Here is an 18,729-nt window from a genome sequence, read left to right as displayed (position 1 = left end):
AAACTAACCCATACGAAACCTATTATTCGTGCTTCACTGCTCAAATCCTGCTAATTGGATAAAATGGGTAAATAAAGAGTCTGAATTACAGTGATGTCATTTACGGAGCTCTTCAAAATGGACAAACAGGCATAAACACCTTCGGCGTCCCTATAAGGACGGTAAGCGTTTAAGCGAAAAATATTAGACATATAGGATAGATGAACAACTTATACTTTCGAATAGTTAAAAAAAAAGAGCCTCCTATGGGAGGCTCTTCAGGTTTGATATAAAACCCGTAGGTTCCAATTATATTTACAAAATTACTGCTGTTCGGAATGAGTCAAAGAAGCTTTGACGAAATCACGGAACAACGGTTGTGGACGGTTTGGACGTGAAGTGAATTCCGGATGGAATTGAACCGACAAGAACCAAGGATGTCCCGGAAGCTCTACGATCTCAACCAAACGGCCATCTGGAGAGGTTCCGGAAATAACCAGACCTGCTTTTTCAATCTCATCACGGTACGTATTGTTGAACTCATACCGGTGACGGTGACGCTCATAAACCAGTTCATCATCGTAGCAAGACATTGCCAGGGAACCCTCAGCAATCTTACAAGGATACAAGCCAAGGCGCATAGTACCGCCCATATCTTCAATATCCTTCTGCTCAGGAAGCAGATCGATCAGTGGATATGTTGTGTTCGGATCAATTTCGGAGCTATTCGCACCTTGTAGACCTAGAACAGAACGGCCATATTCGATTACGGAAACTTGCATACCTAAGCAAATTCCGAAGAAAGGTATCAATTTCTCACGGGCATAACGAATCGCGGAGATTTTACCTTCAATTCCCCGATCACCGAAACCACCAGGAACAAGAATACCACCAATACCACGCAGCATTTCATCCACGTTCTCATCCGTAATTTCCTCTGCATTCACCCAGCGAATCTTAACCTCTGCATTAGCAGCAAAGCCTGCGTGTGAAAGTGATTCAACAACGCTCAAATAAGCGTCATGCAGTGCTACGTACTTACCAACAATCGCAATTTCCACTGTTTTTTCAAGCTTCTGAATCCGTTCAAGCATACTTTCCCATTCACGCATATCTGGCGCAGGTGTTGTAAGCTTCAAATGATTAACAACAATCTCGTCCAATCCTTCATCACGAAGATTCAATGGAACTTCATACAACGTTGAAGCATCGCGGCATTCCACAACAGCATTAGCATCAATATCGCAAAAGAGTGCGATCTTCGCTTTCATATCTGCGGAAAGCTCATATTCCGTACGGCACACGATGACATTCGGTTGAATACCGATACTGCGCAGCTCTTTAACACTGTGTTGTGTCGGCTTTGTCTTCACTTCTCCAGCAGCCTTGATATAAGGAATCAAGGTTACGTGGATATACATCACATTTTCCCGTCCGATATCACTCTTGATCTGACGAATGGCTTCCAGGAACGGAAGACTTTCAATATCACCTACGGTTCCACCAATCTCTGTGATTACAACATCAGAGTTGGTCTCGCGGCCTGCACGGAACACGCGTTCTTTGATCTCATTCGTAATGTGTGGGATAACTTGTACAGTTCCGCCCAAATACTCTCCACGACGTTCCTTGCTGATTACGGATGAATAGATCTTACCTGTCGTCACATTGTTGTTCTTTGACAGATTAATATCAATAAACCGTTCATAGTGTCCAAGGTCAAGGTCAGTCTCCGCACCGTCATCGGTTACGAATACTTCACCGTGCTGATAAGGACTCATCGTTCCAGGGTCTACGTTAAGATACGGATCAAATTTCTGAATCGTTACCTTTAGACCTCTGTTTTTGAGCAGCCTGCCCAGCGAAGCGGCGGTAATGCCCTTGCCCAGGGAAGACACAACGCCACCCGTTACAAAAATATACTTTGTCACTGTAAAACCCTCCTAAATAAAGTCCAGACATAAAAGCGGCGCATGGTGTTTATCGTAACCCGTTTTACTATCATCAAAACAGGGGAAATCAAAAGTTTGATTCACCGGGGAAAACATAAAACGTTGTCCCGCAAATTACATAAAACTACAGCTACTTTGCATCTAAAAAAACAAAAAAGTGACACCCGTAGAACCGGGGCACTTTTTATTTTAAGAAACGCGTTTATTAACTTACATGATAAGCCCATGCAATAGTTTACTCTGACGTTCCCCCACTGTCAAGGGAGGAATTATACCATCAGCAAGACTCTTTGAAATTATTTATCTTACTTGTCAGCTTCTGCATCGTCTTCATCTGAGTCATCTTCTGCATCGTCTTCATCTGAGTCATCTTCGTCTATGTCATCTTCATCGATCACGACATCTTCGTCGACTTCTTCTTCGCTGTCGTCGTCGGAATAGAGGTCGTCGCGATCTTCGTCGATAGCGTCGAAATCCTCTTCTTCAGCAGCGTAGTTTTCTTCTTCTTCAGCAAAGTCGTCATCTTCCAAATCATCGTCTTCATCGTTGATGATACGCACGCGTTTGGTGTTACCAACCGGATCATCAGAGCGCTCTAGAGGATACCAGCGTTTCAATCCCCAAAGGTTGGTTCCGACACAGGCAAAACGCCCATCAATGTTAATCTCGGTATATAACTGGGCAATAGTATCTTGGCTTTGTTGATCGGTCATGCCGCGCAACTTGGCTACCTCGACCATCAGATCACGGTAATAATACGGTGTATTGGCTGCCTTAAGCACTAGAAAGGCCAAATCCACCATCGGCATTTCTTTAACTTTCTCAGGGTCTAGCTTTAAATTGAGTGGCGTACTCACTAAAGGACACTTCCTCTCACGCATTGTTCACATTACGGTTTATTTCAATAATATCCATTAACAAAACTAAGTAAAACCTATTTGACAACAAATTGCAAGTCAAAAGCGGTAACAGCTGACAGAAAGAGCCTTCAGGCTGTTATCCATAGCAGAAACCTGTCTCCATCTTGAAGAAGGATAAGCCCATAACATATGTACCTGTGTGAAACTTATAATTCCTTTTAAATAAAAAAAGGCGGAGGAAACCCTCCGCGCATGACTGTATCCACGCCAAGGATCGGCTCCTTACGTGATGTTACAAAGAGAGTGTTAATCTCTTCTGTCTATTTTATGTAAAGCGCCGTCTTTTGACACGATGGGCAGCCCATTTCGTTAAAAAAGGGCAAGTTCCCATTCGGACCCCCTCTTCCACTCATACAATATGGCAGCAGGGCACCGAGGAGGGGACAGCGAAACCTATGGACTATTACAAATTTTGGCACATGCTTCTTGAAGAAATATCGGTTGCCCCCAACAATGGTGAGCGGCGTATTCTTACCTTCAATGATCCCCGCCAGTATGCCGGGGCATTCACACAATGGAAGGCGCTGAAAGCGAAGCAGCCTGAGCTGCGGCAAGTGCAGGTATCTCCGCTGATTCGGGCCTTTTTTGTGCCTGCTGCCGGAGCTGGAAAACTAATGAACCGATTTGCAGATCTCCTAAATGTCGAAGAGGATCTACAAATACAAATCCATTCTATAGCTAACGAAAAAAGCGGAACCGCTACACTCCCTTGGGGAGTAAAAGCCATTCATGCTCCTCAGGCATGGTCCAAATCAACTGGAGTTCACGTCAAAATCGGCGTAATCGATACAGGAGCTGATTACCGCCATCCCGATCTGAAGCATTCATTAGCCTCTGGGGTCAACCTACTACACCGCGGAATGTTGCCGCTGGATGATAACGGGCACGGAACTCATATCGCCGGGACCTTAGCGGCAGCAGGGGGAAATCGTGGGATGATGGGTGTAGCACCACGGGCACTACTATATCCAGTCAAGGCTTTTGATCATAGTGGATCAGCCTATGTGTCTGATATTGTGCTGGGTATTGATTGGTGCGTGCAGAACAAAATAGATATCATCAATATGAGCTTCGGAATGAAAACTAGAAGCAAAGCGCTTCACAATGTGGTTATTAAAGCGTACCGAGCCGGAATCGCTGTCATCGCCTCATCCGGGAATGATGGAAAACGTGGCGGAGACTACCCCGCACGTTATCCTGAGACGATTGCCGTGGGTGCCATCGATAAAAGACATCGTGTTGCTGGCTTCAGCAACCGCGGTTCTTATATCGATGTCTATGGCCCCGGCGAAGGCGTGACCTCCTGTTGGCTGAAGGAGGGCTACAAAGAGATGAGCGGCACCTCCATGGCGACCTCGCATGTCACGGGAGCCGCTGCACTGCTGCTCGCGGTGCGACCGGGGCTCTCGCCAAGGGAGCTGAAGCTGCTCTTGCGCCGCACCGCGTCCCCGGTGCGGCTGCGCAAGGGGCAGCGACGCGCATCCCTTGGCGGCGGCGCTGCCGATGCCCTACGCCTGCTGAAAGCAGGAGTGAGGGCCAAGCGGGCGGTATCCGCGAACGTATAGACCCCACCCGGGCACCGGGTGGGTCACTCTGACGTGAGCGCAGCTTGTGCCGGTGCGAAGAACGGCACAAAATAAAATCCGCCTCCCAGAGAACCGGAAGGCGGATTTTTTGTCGTTTGATGTTGAATTACATGCGGTCTGGTGCGGAAACACCAACAAGACGCAGGACATTAGCAATGGTGGTACGCGCAGCACCAAGCAGTGCAAGTCGTGCCACGGTTTGAGCGGCATCCTCAGTGATTACACGTTCAGCTTTGTAATAACTGTGGAACATCGCAGCCAGCTCATATACATAACGGATGAGGCGATGTGGAGCATAACCTTCAGCCGCAACAGCAATTTCTGCTGGGAGCTCACCAATTTTGCGCAGCAGGTCATATTCATGCACTGCTGTCAGCTTGGAGAAGTCAATCTCAGCGTAATCAGGAATGGAGATCCCTTGCTCCTCTGCCTGACGGAAGATGCTGCAGATACGCGCATGCGCATATTGAACGTAGAATACAGGGTTCTCATTAGAAGTAGAGATCGCCAAGTCCATATCGAAATCGAGATGGGAATCCATGCTACGCATGGTGAAGAAATAACGAATCGCATCGATTCCTACTTCTTCCATCAAATCTTCCATCGTAACCGCTTTGCCGGTACGTTTCGACATTTTAACCTTTTCACCATTCTGGAACAGGCTGACCATCTGAGCAATCAGAACCACTAGCTTCTCAGGATCATTGCCAAGTGCTGACATCGCCGCTTTCATCCGCGGAATATAGCCATGATGATCCGCACCCCAAATGTTAATCATTTTATCGTAACCACGGCCATACTTATCGCTGTGATAAGCAATGTCCGGTGTAAGGTAGGTGTATGTGCCATCGTTCTTAATCAGAACGCGGTCTTTATCATCGCCATACTTAGTCGTTTGCAGCCAGGTTGCCCCATCCTGCTCATAAACTTCTCCACGATCACGAAGCTCATCTAGCGAGCGTAACACTTCTCCGTTCTCGTACAGGGAAGTCTCACTGAACCAGATATCGAAGTTTACGCGGAATAGTCCCAGATCACGTTTGATTTTATCGAGCTCTTTATTAAGTCCATAAGTCCGGAAAAAAGCTGCGCGGTCACTCGGGCTCATTTCGAGTAGTGTATCACCCTTTTCAGCCACAAGCTCTTTAGCAAATCCCTTAATATCCTCGCCATGGTAACCGTCTTCAGGCATTTCTGCTTCTTGGCCCAGCTCCTGCAGGTAACGAGTTTCAATGGATTTGCACAGGTTGACCACCTGGTTACCGGCATCATTAATATAATATTCCCGTGTCACCTGATAGCCTGCATAATCAAGTACGTTGCAAAGCGCATCGCCGACAGCAGCACCACGAGCATGTCCTAAATGAAGGCTACCCGTTGGATTAGCGCTGACGAACTCCATTTCAACCTTCTGACCTTGACCGATGTTAATACGGCCATAATCATCACCCTGCTCAGCAACAAGGCTGATAATTGGATACAAATAATTCTTGGACAACGTAAAGTTAATAAAGCCTGGTCCGGCAATCTCAGCTTTTTCAATAGAAGCGCTGCTAGTATCCAAATGTTCTATAATTGCCTCAGCAATTTGGCGCGGGTTACGTTTTGCGATTTTGGTCAGCTGCATAGCAGCGTTCGTAGCCAAATCACCGTGTGCCTTATCTCTTGGTACTTCCAGTACGATATCCGGAACCTCTTCCGGTGCAACAATTCCTGCATTTACAATTGCATCGGCAATGGCTTCTTTTACCCGTTCATTCACTAGCTCCAACGGATTCTTTCTCTGTGTCATAATTTCGGTTCCTCCTGTATATGCAAACTAATAGCAAACTTTCCTGACAATTCCTCGTATACGTACAAATCATATTCCCATGCAACCGTTAGGGAGCGCCCTTCGCGCACCACGTCCAGCTTGTTCGTTTCTGTAGAAAGATTAAACTGTGTATATGGTGAACGATAGAATCCCGGCAGACGCCGTCCGGATTGAAAGCTCTGTTCCGACTGTATCCCACCGTGGCGGATTAGCTTTAGCTGTTTGCCTGCAATCTTTATTGTTGTACGAACAGAAATTTCCTCTCCTCGAGGGCCTTGCTCTAACTCTTCATATTGAATATATAGATGCGGTCCTTTGGATACTACCTCTCCATTCGCTTTCATAACATTCCGCTGACCATCTTGAAGGCTCACGAGCGTAATAGAGACGTCATATTTGTTAGACTGTAGTTCGGGCATCACACGTTCCTCCATTCTGCAAGCCTCTGCATTCTGCATAAGAAAAACGCCTGTCGTAAAACTTAAACATTTTTATATTCATTCAAAGGCCTATTCGCTTTCCCATTGTACACTATATCCAGTTCAAAGAAGCATTTCAATCTCAGAATCCATTAGATCTAGCTTAGCTCATAAAATTTTACCATATTGATGGATAAAAGCACACTTGGAACATGTAGTAAAACTGTACACAAGTGCAACCAACTTCATAATCACAAAAAAAACGGTTCCCTTAGGAACCGTTTAGAAAACTAAAAGCTATGCTCGCCGCTACCTTTACTAACCCGCCCGTTACAAGGACAAAATTTTCAACGAAAATCTAAGTTGCCAAGATGCGCCGCCATCTTTAGTTACATATAACGATGAATAATCGCGTTCGCGAACGGCTAGCCAGCCTTCTTTATTACTAGTGAACGAGATTACTCCTTCATACCCAGCAATCGTCGGAAGATTGGTCCACTGCTTGCCACCGTTATATGTGCGTCCTACCGCTACTTTTTCTGCTGCGTCGGAATAACCCACCAAGAAGGTCGTATTGTTCCCTATCAGCTCCAAATTTCCCGGTCTGCCAGACGCAGGCCCTTTATTTACTACAGCTCTTCCATTACCCGGAGCAGGCCCACCCCCAGCAGTTTCCTGAGCGATCACTCTATTCCAGCTTTTACCCTTATTCGTACTTGTATATAGGGAGTATGAGGTTTGACTCATCCCTGAGCCGCCATAGAGAACCACATCAACTTGATCTCCCTTTGAAGTGATTTGCCCATACTCTGGATCGGTAAAGGCTACCTTTAACGATAAACTCCAAGTTTTTCCACCATCTGCGGTCTTCATTATCCGGTAGCTGGTTCCAGGCACAGTTACAACGGCCCAGCCGGTATTACGATCACTGAAATAAACACCGCGTGTATTGGATGGGGTTGAAATCTTACTCCAGCTAAGTCCCCCGTCCTTGGTGTAATACGTTGATGCCCTGTTATACCCGAAACCAATCTTACTGTCGATAAAATCGATTCTTTCAAAGCTAACAGCTTTATTCGAAAGTCTTTTCCATTCTGAGCCGCCATTAGAGGTGCTGATTAAATATCGAGCTTGACCGTCTTCTACAGAAGCAAGGGCAAAACCATGCACGTTATCGGGAAAATCAATCTGCTTAAAGCTCCATTGGCCTTCATAAATTTCTTGAAAATTGCAGCCTCCATCAGAAGTGCCAATCATAAATCCATTGCCTGCTGCCCGTCCGATATCTCCATTCAGAAACTGAACATCAGAAAAGGTAAGCGGTGTGGATACGTCTCCTGAATGCTTGTTTTGCAGAGACTGTAGTAGCCCATGATCTCCAGTGCCGCACGCCGCTGGTGTAGCCGATGCCGCAGCATGTACAGAAGAAGCTGATGCACCCCAGCCTGAAACCATTATTAGCGTCGCCGAAAGGGCGGTTATTGTCGTTCTGTGAATCTTCTTCGTCCAGTTCATAGTGACACCTCCTATTGTATATATACCCTAGCTTTTAATCTCTACTCTTTTATACCTCCTGAAGCACGCATGATCCACCATTGAATAGTCACAAAATGGAAACAGTTTGTCATCTCCTATTTAAATCTCCTCCAGCGATAGTCCCTTTAACAGATCACCTAGTTATACAATGAATATCCTTCCAGTTCCTTTCCCATAATACAAGGAGAAGGGAGTCTGGTGTCATGTCACGTGAATCAACGAGTCCACCCAAACGAAAAAGCCGCTTCCGCCGTTTATTCCGGCTGCTGGTAGCCATGATTATATTGTTTCTACTGACCACGGGAGCTCTGCTCGGTTACCTATACCAAAAAGATCTCCCTCCCATTGGCGACGATGTGCGCTCCAAGCTACTCGACTCCAGGGGCAATATTCTTGCCACCTTTACCTCAGACGGGCGTAGCCGTGAACCGGTCAAATTAAGTCAAATTTCTCCCCTGCTCATTGAAGCCACACTAGCCGTCGAGGATCGTAAGTTTTACGAGCATTCCGGATTTGACATGAAGGGGATGGCTCGGGCCGTGCTCGTCAATCTGGAAGAGGGAAACCGAACGCAGGGGGCTAGCACGCTAACTCAGCAGCTCGCGAGAAATCTTTATCTCTCCCACGAGAAGACGTGGACGCGTAAAGCTAAAGAAGCCTTGTATACGATGCAGCTCGAGATGAAATACAGCAAAGATGAAATCTTGAACATGTATTTAAATAACATCTACTATGGCCATGGTGCCTATGGCATTGAAGCAGCCTCTCAAATGTATTTTGGTAAATCTGCAGCAGACTTAGACTTGGCAGAGAGTACCATGCTAGCTGGGATTCCAAAAGGACCAACCTATTATTCGCCGTACAATCATTTAGACAACGCTAAAAAACGCCAAAAAATCATTTTGACTGTCATGACCAATTTAGGAGAAATCACACAAGAAGAAGCAGGACAGGCTGTTCAGGAGGACTTGAACTTAAAGCCACAAGGCCAGAAGGATACCACTGTGGTTGCACCTTATTTCAGAGATTATATCCGCAATCTGGCCACAGAATCTCTTCACATCAGCAGTGATGAGCTGGAACAAGGGGGACTAAATGTTTACACTACCCTTGACCCTGACATGCAGCATGCCGCAGAACAAGCAGTCGACAAAGAGATGGATCAAAAGAGTGATCTGGAGACCGCTCTTGTTTCCATTGATCCTCGCACTGGCTACATTAAAGCTATGGTCGGCGGAAAAAATTATCGTACCAACCAATACAACCATGCTCTAGCCACCACACGTCAGCCTGGCTCGTCCTTTAAGCCGATCATGTATTTAGCAGCACTCTCTTCTAAAGAGATGACTGGTCTTTCCGTTTTCAAAAGCCAGCCAACGATGTTCCATTATGATAACAATCGCAAAACCTACCAGCCTCGGAACTTCGGGGATAAGTATCTGGGCGAAATCAATATGCGACAAGCCATTGCAGCATCCGACAATATCTATGCCGTGAATACGATCATGAAGATCGGCGCGGATAAGGTGAGCGAGATGGCAGGCAAGATGGGCATTGATAGTCCGCTTCAAAGCGTGCCGTCACTGGCACTCGGCACCTCACCGATCAGTCCGCTAGAAATGGCTGCGGCATTCGCTGTTATTGGAAACAGTGGTCAGAAAATGCCCACCACAGCCATTCTAAAAATAACGGATTCTAATGGTATGGTGCTGTATGAAGCACCACAGCCAAAGGGTGAAGCCATTGTAGAGCCTTCTGCCGCCTATGTGCTGACCCGTTTAATGGAGGGAGTATTTGAGACTGGGGGGACAGGAAACCGCGTAGCTTCTATAATCAAACGTCCGGTAGCCGGCAAGACTGGAACTACGGATACAGACGGCTGGATGGTAGGCTTCACCCCCGAGCTGTCCACTGCAGTTTGGGTTGGATATGACAAGGGGCGCGACATCACAACTACCGATGGCCGACGGGCAGCTCCAATTTTCGCGGAGTTTACTGAAAAAGCGTTGGAAAATATTCCGCCTAAGATTTTTCCCATTCCAGATGGCGTAGTCAGTGTATACATCAATCCGCAATCCGGTAAGCTAGCTACAGCAGCCTGTCCCGAAAAAGAACTGGAGACTTTCATTAGTGGAACTGAGCCCACCGAATACTGTGATCAACATGGCAAAGCTCCCGCTGTCGATGATGTACAAAGCAAAGTAGATCCTGCTGAAGAAAGTCGTTCCCTGTGGAACAATATTAAACGCTGGTGGTTGAATTAACCTCTTCATTAATTGAAGAGGTTTTTCTTTTTTATTACTTATTTATTGTAGAATCCATAGGATGGCCAAACTCGATTTTCACTTCTCCCACAAAGGATGTAACCGCTTCATTAATTATATTCACCCCATTCTCTTAACTCACAATTACTGCTATAATAGTTAGTAGCAACCAAAATATAAAGATGTAAATGAGGGACATGGGATGAAGGATACAGGCATGATCCGGAGTTTAGACAGTCTTGGGAGAATTGTGGTTCCCGCAGAAATCCGTATGACTCGTAATATCGACATTGGTGATCCTATCGAATTTTTTATATTAAACGATAACACCATCATACTCAGGAAGTACACCTCGACAGAATGTACGTTTTGCAGAAGCCACGACCATGTCACCTACTATAAAGAGCAATTTATTTGCAGTAGCTGTCTAAAAGAAATTGCCGACCCTGAACGCATGTCTCAAGTGCCTGAGGCGCGCCAAGATTTTGCAGGCGAAGTGTCAGAACACAGCAGCACGATCCGGAAGACGAAGACAGAGGATATGTGCCAACGCCTGGAGCGGGCCATAGAAGAACATCCATATGCCAATCAGAAAGAGCTTGCTGAAATTCTTGGGATCAGTCAAGCCAGAGTAAGTCAACTCAAACGCAAACTTAGTACGGCAGGCAAATCGTAAACTAATTCATTGTGTTCAATTCAAAAAGGCTTCGACTCTCCTATTTCAGGATGTCGAAGCCTTTTTTCTGTATCAGGTAACCTTGACCGGGTAATTCATTCCTACTCGTTCAGTGTAGCCTTAAGCTCATCGGAGGACGCAGTCCACCATGCCTCATTATGAGAGATCAAGAGGGATTTGAGAGCAGCTTTTTCAACTGCGCCAAGCCCTCCCACATCGATTTTGCGTTTTAGAGCAGCATCCAACTTATTGACATGCTCGGCGAGAATTTTCCAACCACGACGCGCTTCCGTATCGATCCACATTTCGCAGGCCGTTATTCCACCATAGAATTGACTATCCTGTGTACGGTCCACTGCTACCCATACTACCCAAACCTGTCTACCATTAGGTACATCTTCACGGTTCATGGAGAATTTAATCCCCTTTTCAACCTTACTCTTGGCATGCATGGCACCAATATCAATGACTGCTTCACCGCCATCAATAATGACAGGCGATACGTTATTGAGCTCTATAGAGCCTGCTCCAAAGCCTTTATGTTTACTTTTGGCATTCACAATATTTAAGGCAATCTGTTTCTTGCCCTCCGGTTGTATGTTGTCCACGAGTGCACACCCTTCCTCTTACGAATAATTTAATTTTAGCTAATAATGCGGCGATTGCAAACATATACATCCCGTAGATGCTTGTCACGGGAGGAATCACACTATGAAGTCACTGTCATTAAGGTACATCATCATCTTTGCGACCCTGGCCACCCTCGTGCTATTAGGAGGCATATGGGTCTATTCGGGGGATAACTCCACATCTTCTGTTACTAGCTTTGTTTCAAAAGAGGCCAAGTCCTCAAGCGGCACAGCTCCTGCAGCTGCACCACAACAGACACTGCCTGAAAGCGCCCCCGTTCCAGCAGAAGAGGCATTAAGTCAACGAGTTGTCGAGTATCACATCGATGTTCAGCTTGTTCCTGATACAGAAACCTTAATCGCTTCTGAGACGGTAACCTGGACACACCCCGGTGTAAAACCGGTAAGTGATCTATATTTTCATATGTATCCAAATGCTTTTGCTTCACCAGATACTACCTTTATGAAGGAGTCCGGGGGAACGCTCAGAGGTGACACCATGCCAGAGAACGGCTTCGGAAGTATGACTTTAACCGATTTGCGCACAACAGAAGGAACATCACTAATGCAAAGAGTGCAATTTGTACAACCCGATGATGGTAACGTCAACGATAAGACACTCCTAAAGGTACATCTCCCACAGCAGGTTAATGGTGGAGAAAGTGTCACGCTTAAACTCCAGTACGAGGTCCAGCTCCCCAAAATATTTGCCCGTATGGGCGCATCCGGCAATTTCGTGATGGCTGGGCAATGGTTCCCTAAACTTAGTGTATACGAGCCTATGGGCACACGTGGGGTTAAGGAGGAAGGCTGGGATTTGCATCAGTACCACGGCACCTCTGAGTTTTACAGCGATTTTGGCATCTTTAATGTAACGATTGCGGTTCCTTCCGACTACACGGTAGCTTCGACCGGATTTCCTGTGAAGAATGCCAAGCTAAAGCAAGATCAAAAAATATATCAGTTCTACGCTGACGATGTCCATGACTTTGCGTGGGCGGCATCCCCTGATTTTACAGTAGCCGAAGAAGCCTTCTCTACGCCAGAAGTGCCTGGTGTACGGATTAAGGTGTATCTCGATCCATTACACAAAGACTTAAAGGAACGATACCTTCAGGCCGCTAAGGCAGCTCTGACCTACTTCAGCAAATGGTATGGTCCTTACCCCTACTCGACTCTGTCTATTATCGTTCCGCCTAAGGAGGGGAATGGGGCTGGAGGAATGGAGTATCCAACACTCATTACAGCATTTGGAGCCACAGACTCTTCTCCTGACACCTCACTTGAAAGAACCGTCGTTCATGAAATTGGCCATCAATACTTTTACGGCATGGTAGCCAGCAATGAATTCGAAGAGGCTTGGCTAGATGAAAGCTTCACTTCTTATGCTGAAGACAGACTCATGGAGCAAGAATATGGCATCAAAACGAATCTCCCTCTTCAGTCCAGCTTGGTGACCAAATCAGAGCCGCTAAATTTAGAAACATGGAAATATACCGGGGCAGAATCCTATAGCCGGAATGTGTATATTCGCGGAAAGCTAGTACTTAAGGATATTGAACGCCAAGTAGGCACTAAGGCAATGAACAGCATCATGTCCACTTACGCACGTAAATTCCGTTTCCAGCACCCCACTACGTCTGATTTTCAAAAAGTCATTGAGAAGGTAACCAAAAAATCATGGCAGCCTTATTTCGAAGATTATATTTATGGTGGTGGTGCTCCTGATTTCTCAGTAGATACGATTACGATTAAAAAGAATGGCAACAGCGATGCTCAGAGCTATGAATCCATAGTAAAGATTACAAACAAAGGGAGCCATTACGTTGACGTTCCCATTAAATTCACATTCGCCGATGGCTCTGCTACAGAGCGGGTCTGGAGCGGTGAAGGAGCAGAGACTACCTTCCAATTGTTAAGCGATAAGCTTCTGCTCTCTGCTGAGGTTGATCCTGAGCATACCATTCTGTTAGAAAACAAACATCTTAATAACTTCAGACTGGCGGAAATAGAGCCCAAAACGCTCTCCCGCTGGACATTAAGTGTAACTAAACTAGTTGAAACCGTGCTCGGAACTCTTGTCTGGTGAGGTGAATGATTGTGAGAACATCGATAACCCGCGGCTGGCAAAGCATGAAGGAGCAATTTTATATTCTGATTCTGCTCTTCATCTACCGACTGCTCTGGGGCTACTTTATGTACGGCTTCATCCGATCTGCTATCGTTCCAATTCTACTACGTTATCCAGATAAAGACGCTGGAGGCAGCGGAATGGGCAGACTACTCTATTATGTCGAAGGGCAGTTCAGCTTGAACACAGATCCTGCGATACGTACTTGGTTATGGATGTTCCTAGGACTTGTTGTCTTACGACTGCTACTCTCCCCCTTCATAAGGGCAGGATTACTGCATGAACTCCATCAGGAGCGAAAAGGAGAGCGTGGCCTGTTCTTTTTTCCCGGTATGAAGCTTTATGGATTTCCAGTGTTTATCTTCAGTCTAATCGAATGGGTGCTGGCTCTACTTCCGTTATACTGGCTTGCTCCAAAAATGTACGGGCTATTCTTGTCCTCCTTTCTGAACTACTCTTTGTTACTTCATTTAGTTCCATACGTATTGGCATGGCTTATATACATCTTTATCGTGCGCCTGTTCCTTCTATATATGCAGTTTGGTTATACCAGCGGCACGGGGATGTTCTCCTCCTTATTCATTTGCTTGAAGTCGCTGATTCCGGCAATAGGAATTTCAATCATACTTGGTGCAGCAGGCCTGATCCTTTTGCTAGTGTGCGGACTAACGGGTATCTTCTGTCCTGGCCTACCAGCACTTCTTATTCGTCAACTTTCATCACTGCCCTCAACACTCTTCAAAATGTGGGGAATTTCAGCTCAATATCATCTATGGCACAGTAAAGCATTTCCACAATAATTTGAAGCATTACAGAACATAATATAAGAGTCCCGGTTCCTGAATCAGGAGCTGGGACTCTTTCGCGTTATAGACAAATTATGAGGATTTGCAAAATCGTAAAGACTTTGTTACAATAAGTCCTGTTCCATTGGTAACAAGTTTGTAATCATTTGAAACGATTTCTACATAACTTCATGTATTTGTCGTAGTCATGTCGATAAGTCACTATCTGGTGCATAAAACGCCGAATTCCTTGCACCGGGAAGTGGGGGAACCATATTTTGGGTGAATTGATCTCGCTTTGCAGTGATCATAGGGGAACCTTCTACCGAATCCTTAAGCTAACCTCACAGGCATTGGAAGGGGTACAATTTTTTTGAAGAATTTAAGAAAAGCATGCGTCGCTGCGGCGCTAGGACTTGTGATGGCGTTCTCTATTGGTGGAGGAAGTGCCTTTGCAGATTCTAAGATGGACAGTGTTATTTCAAAGACAATTGGAGTTGCCTATAAAACCGGAGGCACTAGCACTGCCGGGTTTGACTGTTCTGGATTTACTACGTATGTATTCAAGAAGGTGGGTCTTTCTTTGCCCCGTACTTCAAAAGCTCAATATAATGTCGGAACTCCTGTAGCCAAAAGCAAATTGCGTTCAGGTGACCTAGTTTTCTTTAACACATTGGGCAACGGCGTATCCCATGTCGGCATTTATGTTGGAAACGGAAAATTCGCACAATCATCATCTTCATATGGCGTGACCATCACTTCACTTAGCCAGTCCTACTGGGCCAATCGCTACGTTGGTGCTAAAAGAGTAATGAGTACTTCCTCATATCAAGCTATAGCCTACGATTAATACTTCCCCACAACTATAACCTCACAATTACATTATATAGACCTGGGTTTGATTATTGACTTAATCGAATCCAGGTTTTCTTTTGCCTTATTATATTCTTTACACCTCTAGAACGGACTTTAAACACTTTTATTTGATAAAAATTTCAATAAATATAAAAATTAGTTTAATATTATCGCTTACATATGCATTTTGTCTTTAAAAAAACGAATTTTTCTGCATGATTATGTTAAAAACGATTGCCAAGCGGCACTCTGTTTGTTACAATAACTGCAGTAAGATTTTAGTAACATTTTTGTAATCATTAAGTTGTTATTTACAAAGGTTTTGTCATGTATTGATTACAAGCTATTCCTAATCAACAGTATTAGCCGAGTTTCCTAACTATTAGGAAAACGGGGGAACCAACTTTGGGTGAATTGACCTCCATTTTTAGAGGGGTCATAGGGGACCTTCAACCGAACCCTTAAGCTAACCTCGTAGGCATCCGGAAGGGGTATAAACTTTTGAAGAAGAAGCTAGCAGCAGCAGTACTTAGCTTTTCCATTATTTTCACCATCGGAGCAGGAAGCGCTTTCGCGGATTCCAAAATGGATAAAGTGATCGACAAGACCATCGGAACTAAGTACGTATCCGGCGGCATCTCCACAAATGGATTTGATTGCTCCGGATTTACAATGTATGTATTTGATAAAATTGGTATAAACCTACCACACCAATCAGGTTCCCAGTATCAAATGGGTACTGCTATCTCCCAAGATGATTTAAGATCTGGAGATCTTGTATTCTTCAATACAAGTGGTAAGGGTGTCTCCCATGTCGGTATTTATGTCGGTGAAGGCAAGTTTGCACACGCATCTACCTCACGCGGTGTAACAATTAGCTCCCTGAGTGATAGCTACTACGTGAAACGCTACATCGGTGCTAAACGAATTATGAGCACGGATGCTTATCATTCTGTTGCTTCTGAGACAGAAGATAATGATGATGTTCAATAAGTAAATCGTACATAGGCTCTTTTCCAAGATGTTGATTCTTGGGGAAGAGCTTGTTTTTTGTCTTATTTAGTATTTACCCCTCTCAGAATTTGTAAAACAATAATCCTCATAAATTTCTGAGTCGACCATGCCTCTTTTTGTATATAATTAGTTACAAGCATAAACGCCTTCGATATCCTTATAAGGACCATAAGTATTTTAAGCTAGAAATATAAGACATTTTAAGTCCCCCCGTGAAAGGAGGTCCTTGACCTTATGATAAATCCCTCTGTTACTTTTCATGTAGCGCCTATGGAGACCAGTCACGCGGAAGAGATTTGCAACTGGGATTACACTGCCCCTTATAATATTTACGGCTGGATGCCGTGGGAGCAAATGCAGGCTCTTGGAATCGAGTTCGGTGACCCGCAGCTACGGAATGAGCAATATGTCTCCATATTAAATGGGCAAGGGATTTTGTGTGGATTCGCGCAGTTGTTTCCAATGGAAGGTGTTGTTCGCTTGGGGATTGGTATGCGCCCTGATCTATGCGGTCAAGGTCTAGGAAAAATATTCATGGATGCAATCGTGCAAGCAGCCTTGCTTCGTTATCCTGAGCGTGAGATTGATCTAGAGGTATTGACCTGGAACCAGCGGGCGATCCGAACTTACCAAAAGTGTGGATTTACGATTACCGATACGTATGAACGCCTAACCCCCACAGGAAACAAACCTTTTTATTGCATGGTCTATGATAAATAATATTAAATTCCATATTTTTCAATGATTTGATGGTATTATCGTTCATTTTTTTGTCACAAACCCTATGATAACGCTTCACCTTGAGCTATAATGTAGGGAGCAGCTTACATAGAAGGGACGAACTGGGATGCAGAAATGGATCATGAGCGGTTTGTTTTTTGCCGCCTGTGCCTTTGCGGTAGTACTTATGTTTACACTTCCAGGTAAAGAAGAGGTAGCTGAACAGAATAAGCCGACGATGCCGGAAGTCCAATTGGATGCGGCAAAGGCCGAAGCAACCGTGAAAGCCAGCTGTATCACCTGTCACGGCGATCAGCTTCAAGGTGGAGTTGGACCCAGTCTTCAAAATGAAGGCGGTCAGCATGATGCTGAAGAAATCTACAGTATCGTCACTAAAGGACGAGGTCAAATGCCTTCCTTTAAAGAAAAGCTAGCCCCTGAGGAGATTGCAAACGTCGCCCTCTGGCTCTCAGAGAAAAAGTAACAGTAACTACTACCTAAGCAACAAAAAACGCCTGTGCCAGAAGATAGTTCACTATCTGCGCACGGGCGTTTATTTATGAGTTTAGGTGACACTAACGATTTTTCTCAAAGGCTTCATTAAATTCATGTGCCTCTCGAATATCTAGAGCTGTAATACCGTCTTCCTCATTTGATTTCAGTCGTAAAGTCACTGTCTTATAATCAATCGTAATATGTGGATGGTGATCAAAGGCTTCTGAAATGGTGGCTACTTCATCAACGAAAGCAATACCCTTCATATATTGGCTGAACATATATTTTCGCACCATGGTATTCTCTTCCAGCTTCCAACCTTCCAGCTTGCTGATCTGCTCACGCAGTTCTTCTTCGGTAAATAACAATTCGTTTCCTCCCTTACTAAAAATTGCAGTAAAATCCGCAGGTCCCTTTACTCGTCTTATTCGTTAAACAAAACATCCCTTAGCTTCTGAGGTCCAAGGGATGTGCCAGGATAAAGGCAATATTTTCGATTAAATGTATTCAAGAATCCCAGCGATTATAACTCGGCTACACCAATTTTAACACGGGCTACTAACTACGGGCAAATTACGCCCCGCCGCCGCCTCTTCTTAAATCAAAACAACAGAGGCTAAATCCTCTTCTCCGACTAAAATATTAATGCGGTGAGTGTCCTTATCGTAGATGATAACGCCGCTCCCCACCTCAATCATAGGTTCATTACCCAGCGCGAAGAAAAGATCCTCAGCCAGTGCCTCCCATACCTCCATCTTGGATTCCTGCGGCAATTCTTGCCACTCTTCCGGATCCATTTCAAAAAATAAGTACCCATCGGAAATTCTTCCGACAGCCTCAGTCAAATCCGTTAGGATTTCACCGTAATCTCTACCATGCTTTACACCCACATGTATCACTCCGTTTTCTCCACAGATGAATAATTACTTACCTTATCCATTATAGCCGAAAAAAT

Annotated in this window: 17 protein-coding genes and 2 riboswitches; of the genes, 9 read left to right on the top strand and 8 right to left on the bottom strand. The window is 45.1% G+C overall.

Annotation, left to right across the window (positions count from 1 at the left end; translation table 11 throughout):
- Positions 1-302: 302 nt before the first annotated feature.
- Entirely contained in the window at positions 303-1,910 is a 1,608-nt protein-coding gene (locus NST34_RS00600; protein ID WP_076286902.1) for a CTP synthase, read from the bottom strand.
- Between the two features lie 326 nt (positions 1,911-2,236).
- The gene (gene rpoE / locus NST34_RS00595; protein WP_042183972.1) at positions 2,237-2,788 is read right to left on the bottom strand and encodes a DNA-directed RNA polymerase subunit delta; all 552 of its coding nucleotides are present in this window, start codon (positions 2,786-2,788) and stop codon (positions 2,237-2,239) included.
- Between the two features lie 458 nt (positions 2,789-3,246).
- Here rpoE and NST34_RS00590 point away from each other — a divergent pair, with 458 nt between their 5' ends.
- Positions 3,247-4,416 carry a S8 family peptidase gene (locus NST34_RS00590; protein ID WP_339268117.1) on the top strand — a complete coding sequence of 390 codons (1,170 nt, stop codon included), beginning with the start codon at positions 3,247-3,249 and terminating at the stop codon, positions 4,414-4,416.
- Positions 4,417-4,543: 127 nt separating this feature from the next.
- On the opposite strand, the gene argS is transcribed toward NST34_RS00590, so the two are convergent.
- The 3 genes from argS to NST34_RS00575 form a co-directional block, all read right to left on the bottom strand.
- The gene (gene argS / locus NST34_RS00585; RefSeq protein ID WP_076121339.1) at positions 4,544-6,229 is read right to left on the bottom strand and encodes an arginine--tRNA ligase; all 1,686 of its coding nucleotides are present in this window, start codon (positions 6,227-6,229) and stop codon (positions 4,544-4,546) included.
- Positions 6,226-6,669: a DUF1934 domain-containing protein gene (locus tag NST34_RS00580; RefSeq protein WP_143764154.1), complete on the bottom strand. Its 444-nt coding sequence runs from the start codon at positions 6,667-6,669 to the stop codon at positions 6,226-6,228. Before NST34_RS00580 ends, argS begins: the two co-directional genes overlap by 4 nt.
- 330 nt (positions 6,670-6,999) lie before the next feature.
- Positions 7,000-8,184, bottom strand: a complete 1,185-nt coding sequence (locus NST34_RS00575) for a hypothetical protein (RefSeq protein ID WP_341126940.1) — start codon at positions 8,182-8,184, stop codon at positions 7,000-7,002.
- Between the two features lie 224 nt (positions 8,185-8,408).
- On the opposite strand from NST34_RS00575, the gene NST34_RS00570 reads away from it, so the two are divergent.
- A complete protein-coding gene (locus NST34_RS00570; RefSeq protein WP_076286898.1) occupies positions 8,409-10,469 on the top strand; it encodes a transglycosylase domain-containing protein in 2,061 nt (686 codons plus the stop codon).
- A gap of 202 nt (positions 10,470-10,671) precedes the next feature.
- On the top strand, positions 10,672-11,145 hold the full coding sequence (locus NST34_RS00565) for an AbrB/MazE/SpoVT family DNA-binding domain-containing protein (RefSeq protein WP_076286897.1): 474 nt from the start codon (positions 10,672-10,674) through the stop codon (positions 11,143-11,145).
- 101 nt (positions 11,146-11,246) lie between these two features.
- Here the strand turns inward: NST34_RS00565 and NST34_RS00560 are convergent, their stop codons facing one another.
- Positions 11,247-11,753, bottom strand: coding sequence for a YwhD family protein (locus tag NST34_RS00560; protein WP_341126939.1), 507 nt, complete (start codon positions 11,751-11,753; stop codon positions 11,247-11,249).
- Positions 11,754-11,856: 103 nt separating this feature from the next.
- On the opposite strand from NST34_RS00560, the gene NST34_RS00555 reads away from it, so the two are divergent.
- The 6 genes from NST34_RS00555 (at position 11,857) to NST34_RS00530 (ending at position 17,763) form a co-directional block, all read left to right on the top strand.
- Complete coding sequence (locus tag NST34_RS00555) at positions 11,857-13,863, top strand: M1 family metallopeptidase (protein ID WP_341126938.1); 2,007 nt, start codon at positions 11,857-11,859, stop codon at positions 13,861-13,863.
- An 11-nt stretch (positions 13,864-13,874) separates the two neighbouring features.
- The gene (locus NST34_RS00550) at positions 13,875-14,705 is read left to right on the top strand and encodes a hypothetical protein (protein ID WP_341126937.1); all 831 of its coding nucleotides are present in this window, start codon (positions 13,875-13,877) and stop codon (positions 14,703-14,705) included.
- Positions 14,706-14,919: 214 nt separating this feature from the next.
- Positions 14,920-15,058: riboswitch (cyclic di-AMP (ydaO/yuaA leader) on the top strand.
- Positions 15,059-15,111: 53 nt separating this feature from the next.
- Positions 15,112-15,540 (top strand): C40 family peptidase, encoded by a 429-nt coding sequence (locus tag NST34_RS00545; protein WP_042193080.1) that lies wholly within the window; start codon positions 15,112-15,114, stop codon positions 15,538-15,540.
- 359 nt (positions 15,541-15,899) lie between these two features.
- A riboswitch (cyclic di-AMP (ydaO/yuaA leader) is annotated at positions 15,900-16,041 on the top strand.
- A gap of 5 nt (positions 16,042-16,046) precedes the next feature.
- Positions 16,047-16,538: a C40 family peptidase gene (locus NST34_RS00540; RefSeq protein ID WP_149647695.1), complete on the top strand. Its 492-nt coding sequence runs from the start codon at positions 16,047-16,049 to the stop codon at positions 16,536-16,538.
- 255 nt (positions 16,539-16,793) lie between these two features.
- Positions 16,794-17,279 carry a GNAT family N-acetyltransferase gene (locus tag NST34_RS00535; RefSeq protein ID WP_076286894.1) on the top strand — a complete coding sequence of 162 codons (486 nt, stop codon included), beginning with the start codon at positions 16,794-16,796 and terminating at the stop codon, positions 17,277-17,279.
- A gap of 127 nt (positions 17,280-17,406) precedes the next feature.
- On the top strand, positions 17,407-17,763 hold the full coding sequence (locus NST34_RS00530) for a c-type cytochrome (protein ID WP_042183950.1): 357 nt from the start codon (positions 17,407-17,409) through the stop codon (positions 17,761-17,763).
- A 91-nt stretch (positions 17,764-17,854) separates the two neighbouring features.
- On the opposite strand, the gene NST34_RS00525 is transcribed toward NST34_RS00530, so the two are convergent.
- Together NST34_RS00525 and NST34_RS00520 are read right to left on the bottom strand one after the other, a co-directional pair.
- Positions 17,855-18,142: a 4a-hydroxytetrahydrobiopterin dehydratase gene (locus NST34_RS00525; protein ID WP_042123209.1), complete on the bottom strand. Its 288-nt coding sequence runs from the start codon at positions 18,140-18,142 to the stop codon at positions 17,855-17,857.
- Positions 18,143-18,370: 228 nt separating this feature from the next.
- The gene (locus tag NST34_RS00520; RefSeq protein WP_042131745.1) at positions 18,371-18,664 is read right to left on the bottom strand and encodes a hypothetical protein; all 294 of its coding nucleotides are present in this window, start codon (positions 18,662-18,664) and stop codon (positions 18,371-18,373) included.
- Between the last annotated feature and the right edge of the window lie 65 nt (positions 18,665-18,729).

This window comes from Paenibacillus sp. FSL H7-0714 (assembly GCF_038003765.1).
Lineage (GTDB): Bacteria > Bacillota > Bacilli > Paenibacillales > Paenibacillaceae > Paenibacillus_AQ.
The sequence above is the reverse complement of the archived record's forward strand: the minus strand, read 5'-3'. Positions and strand labels throughout refer to the sequence as shown.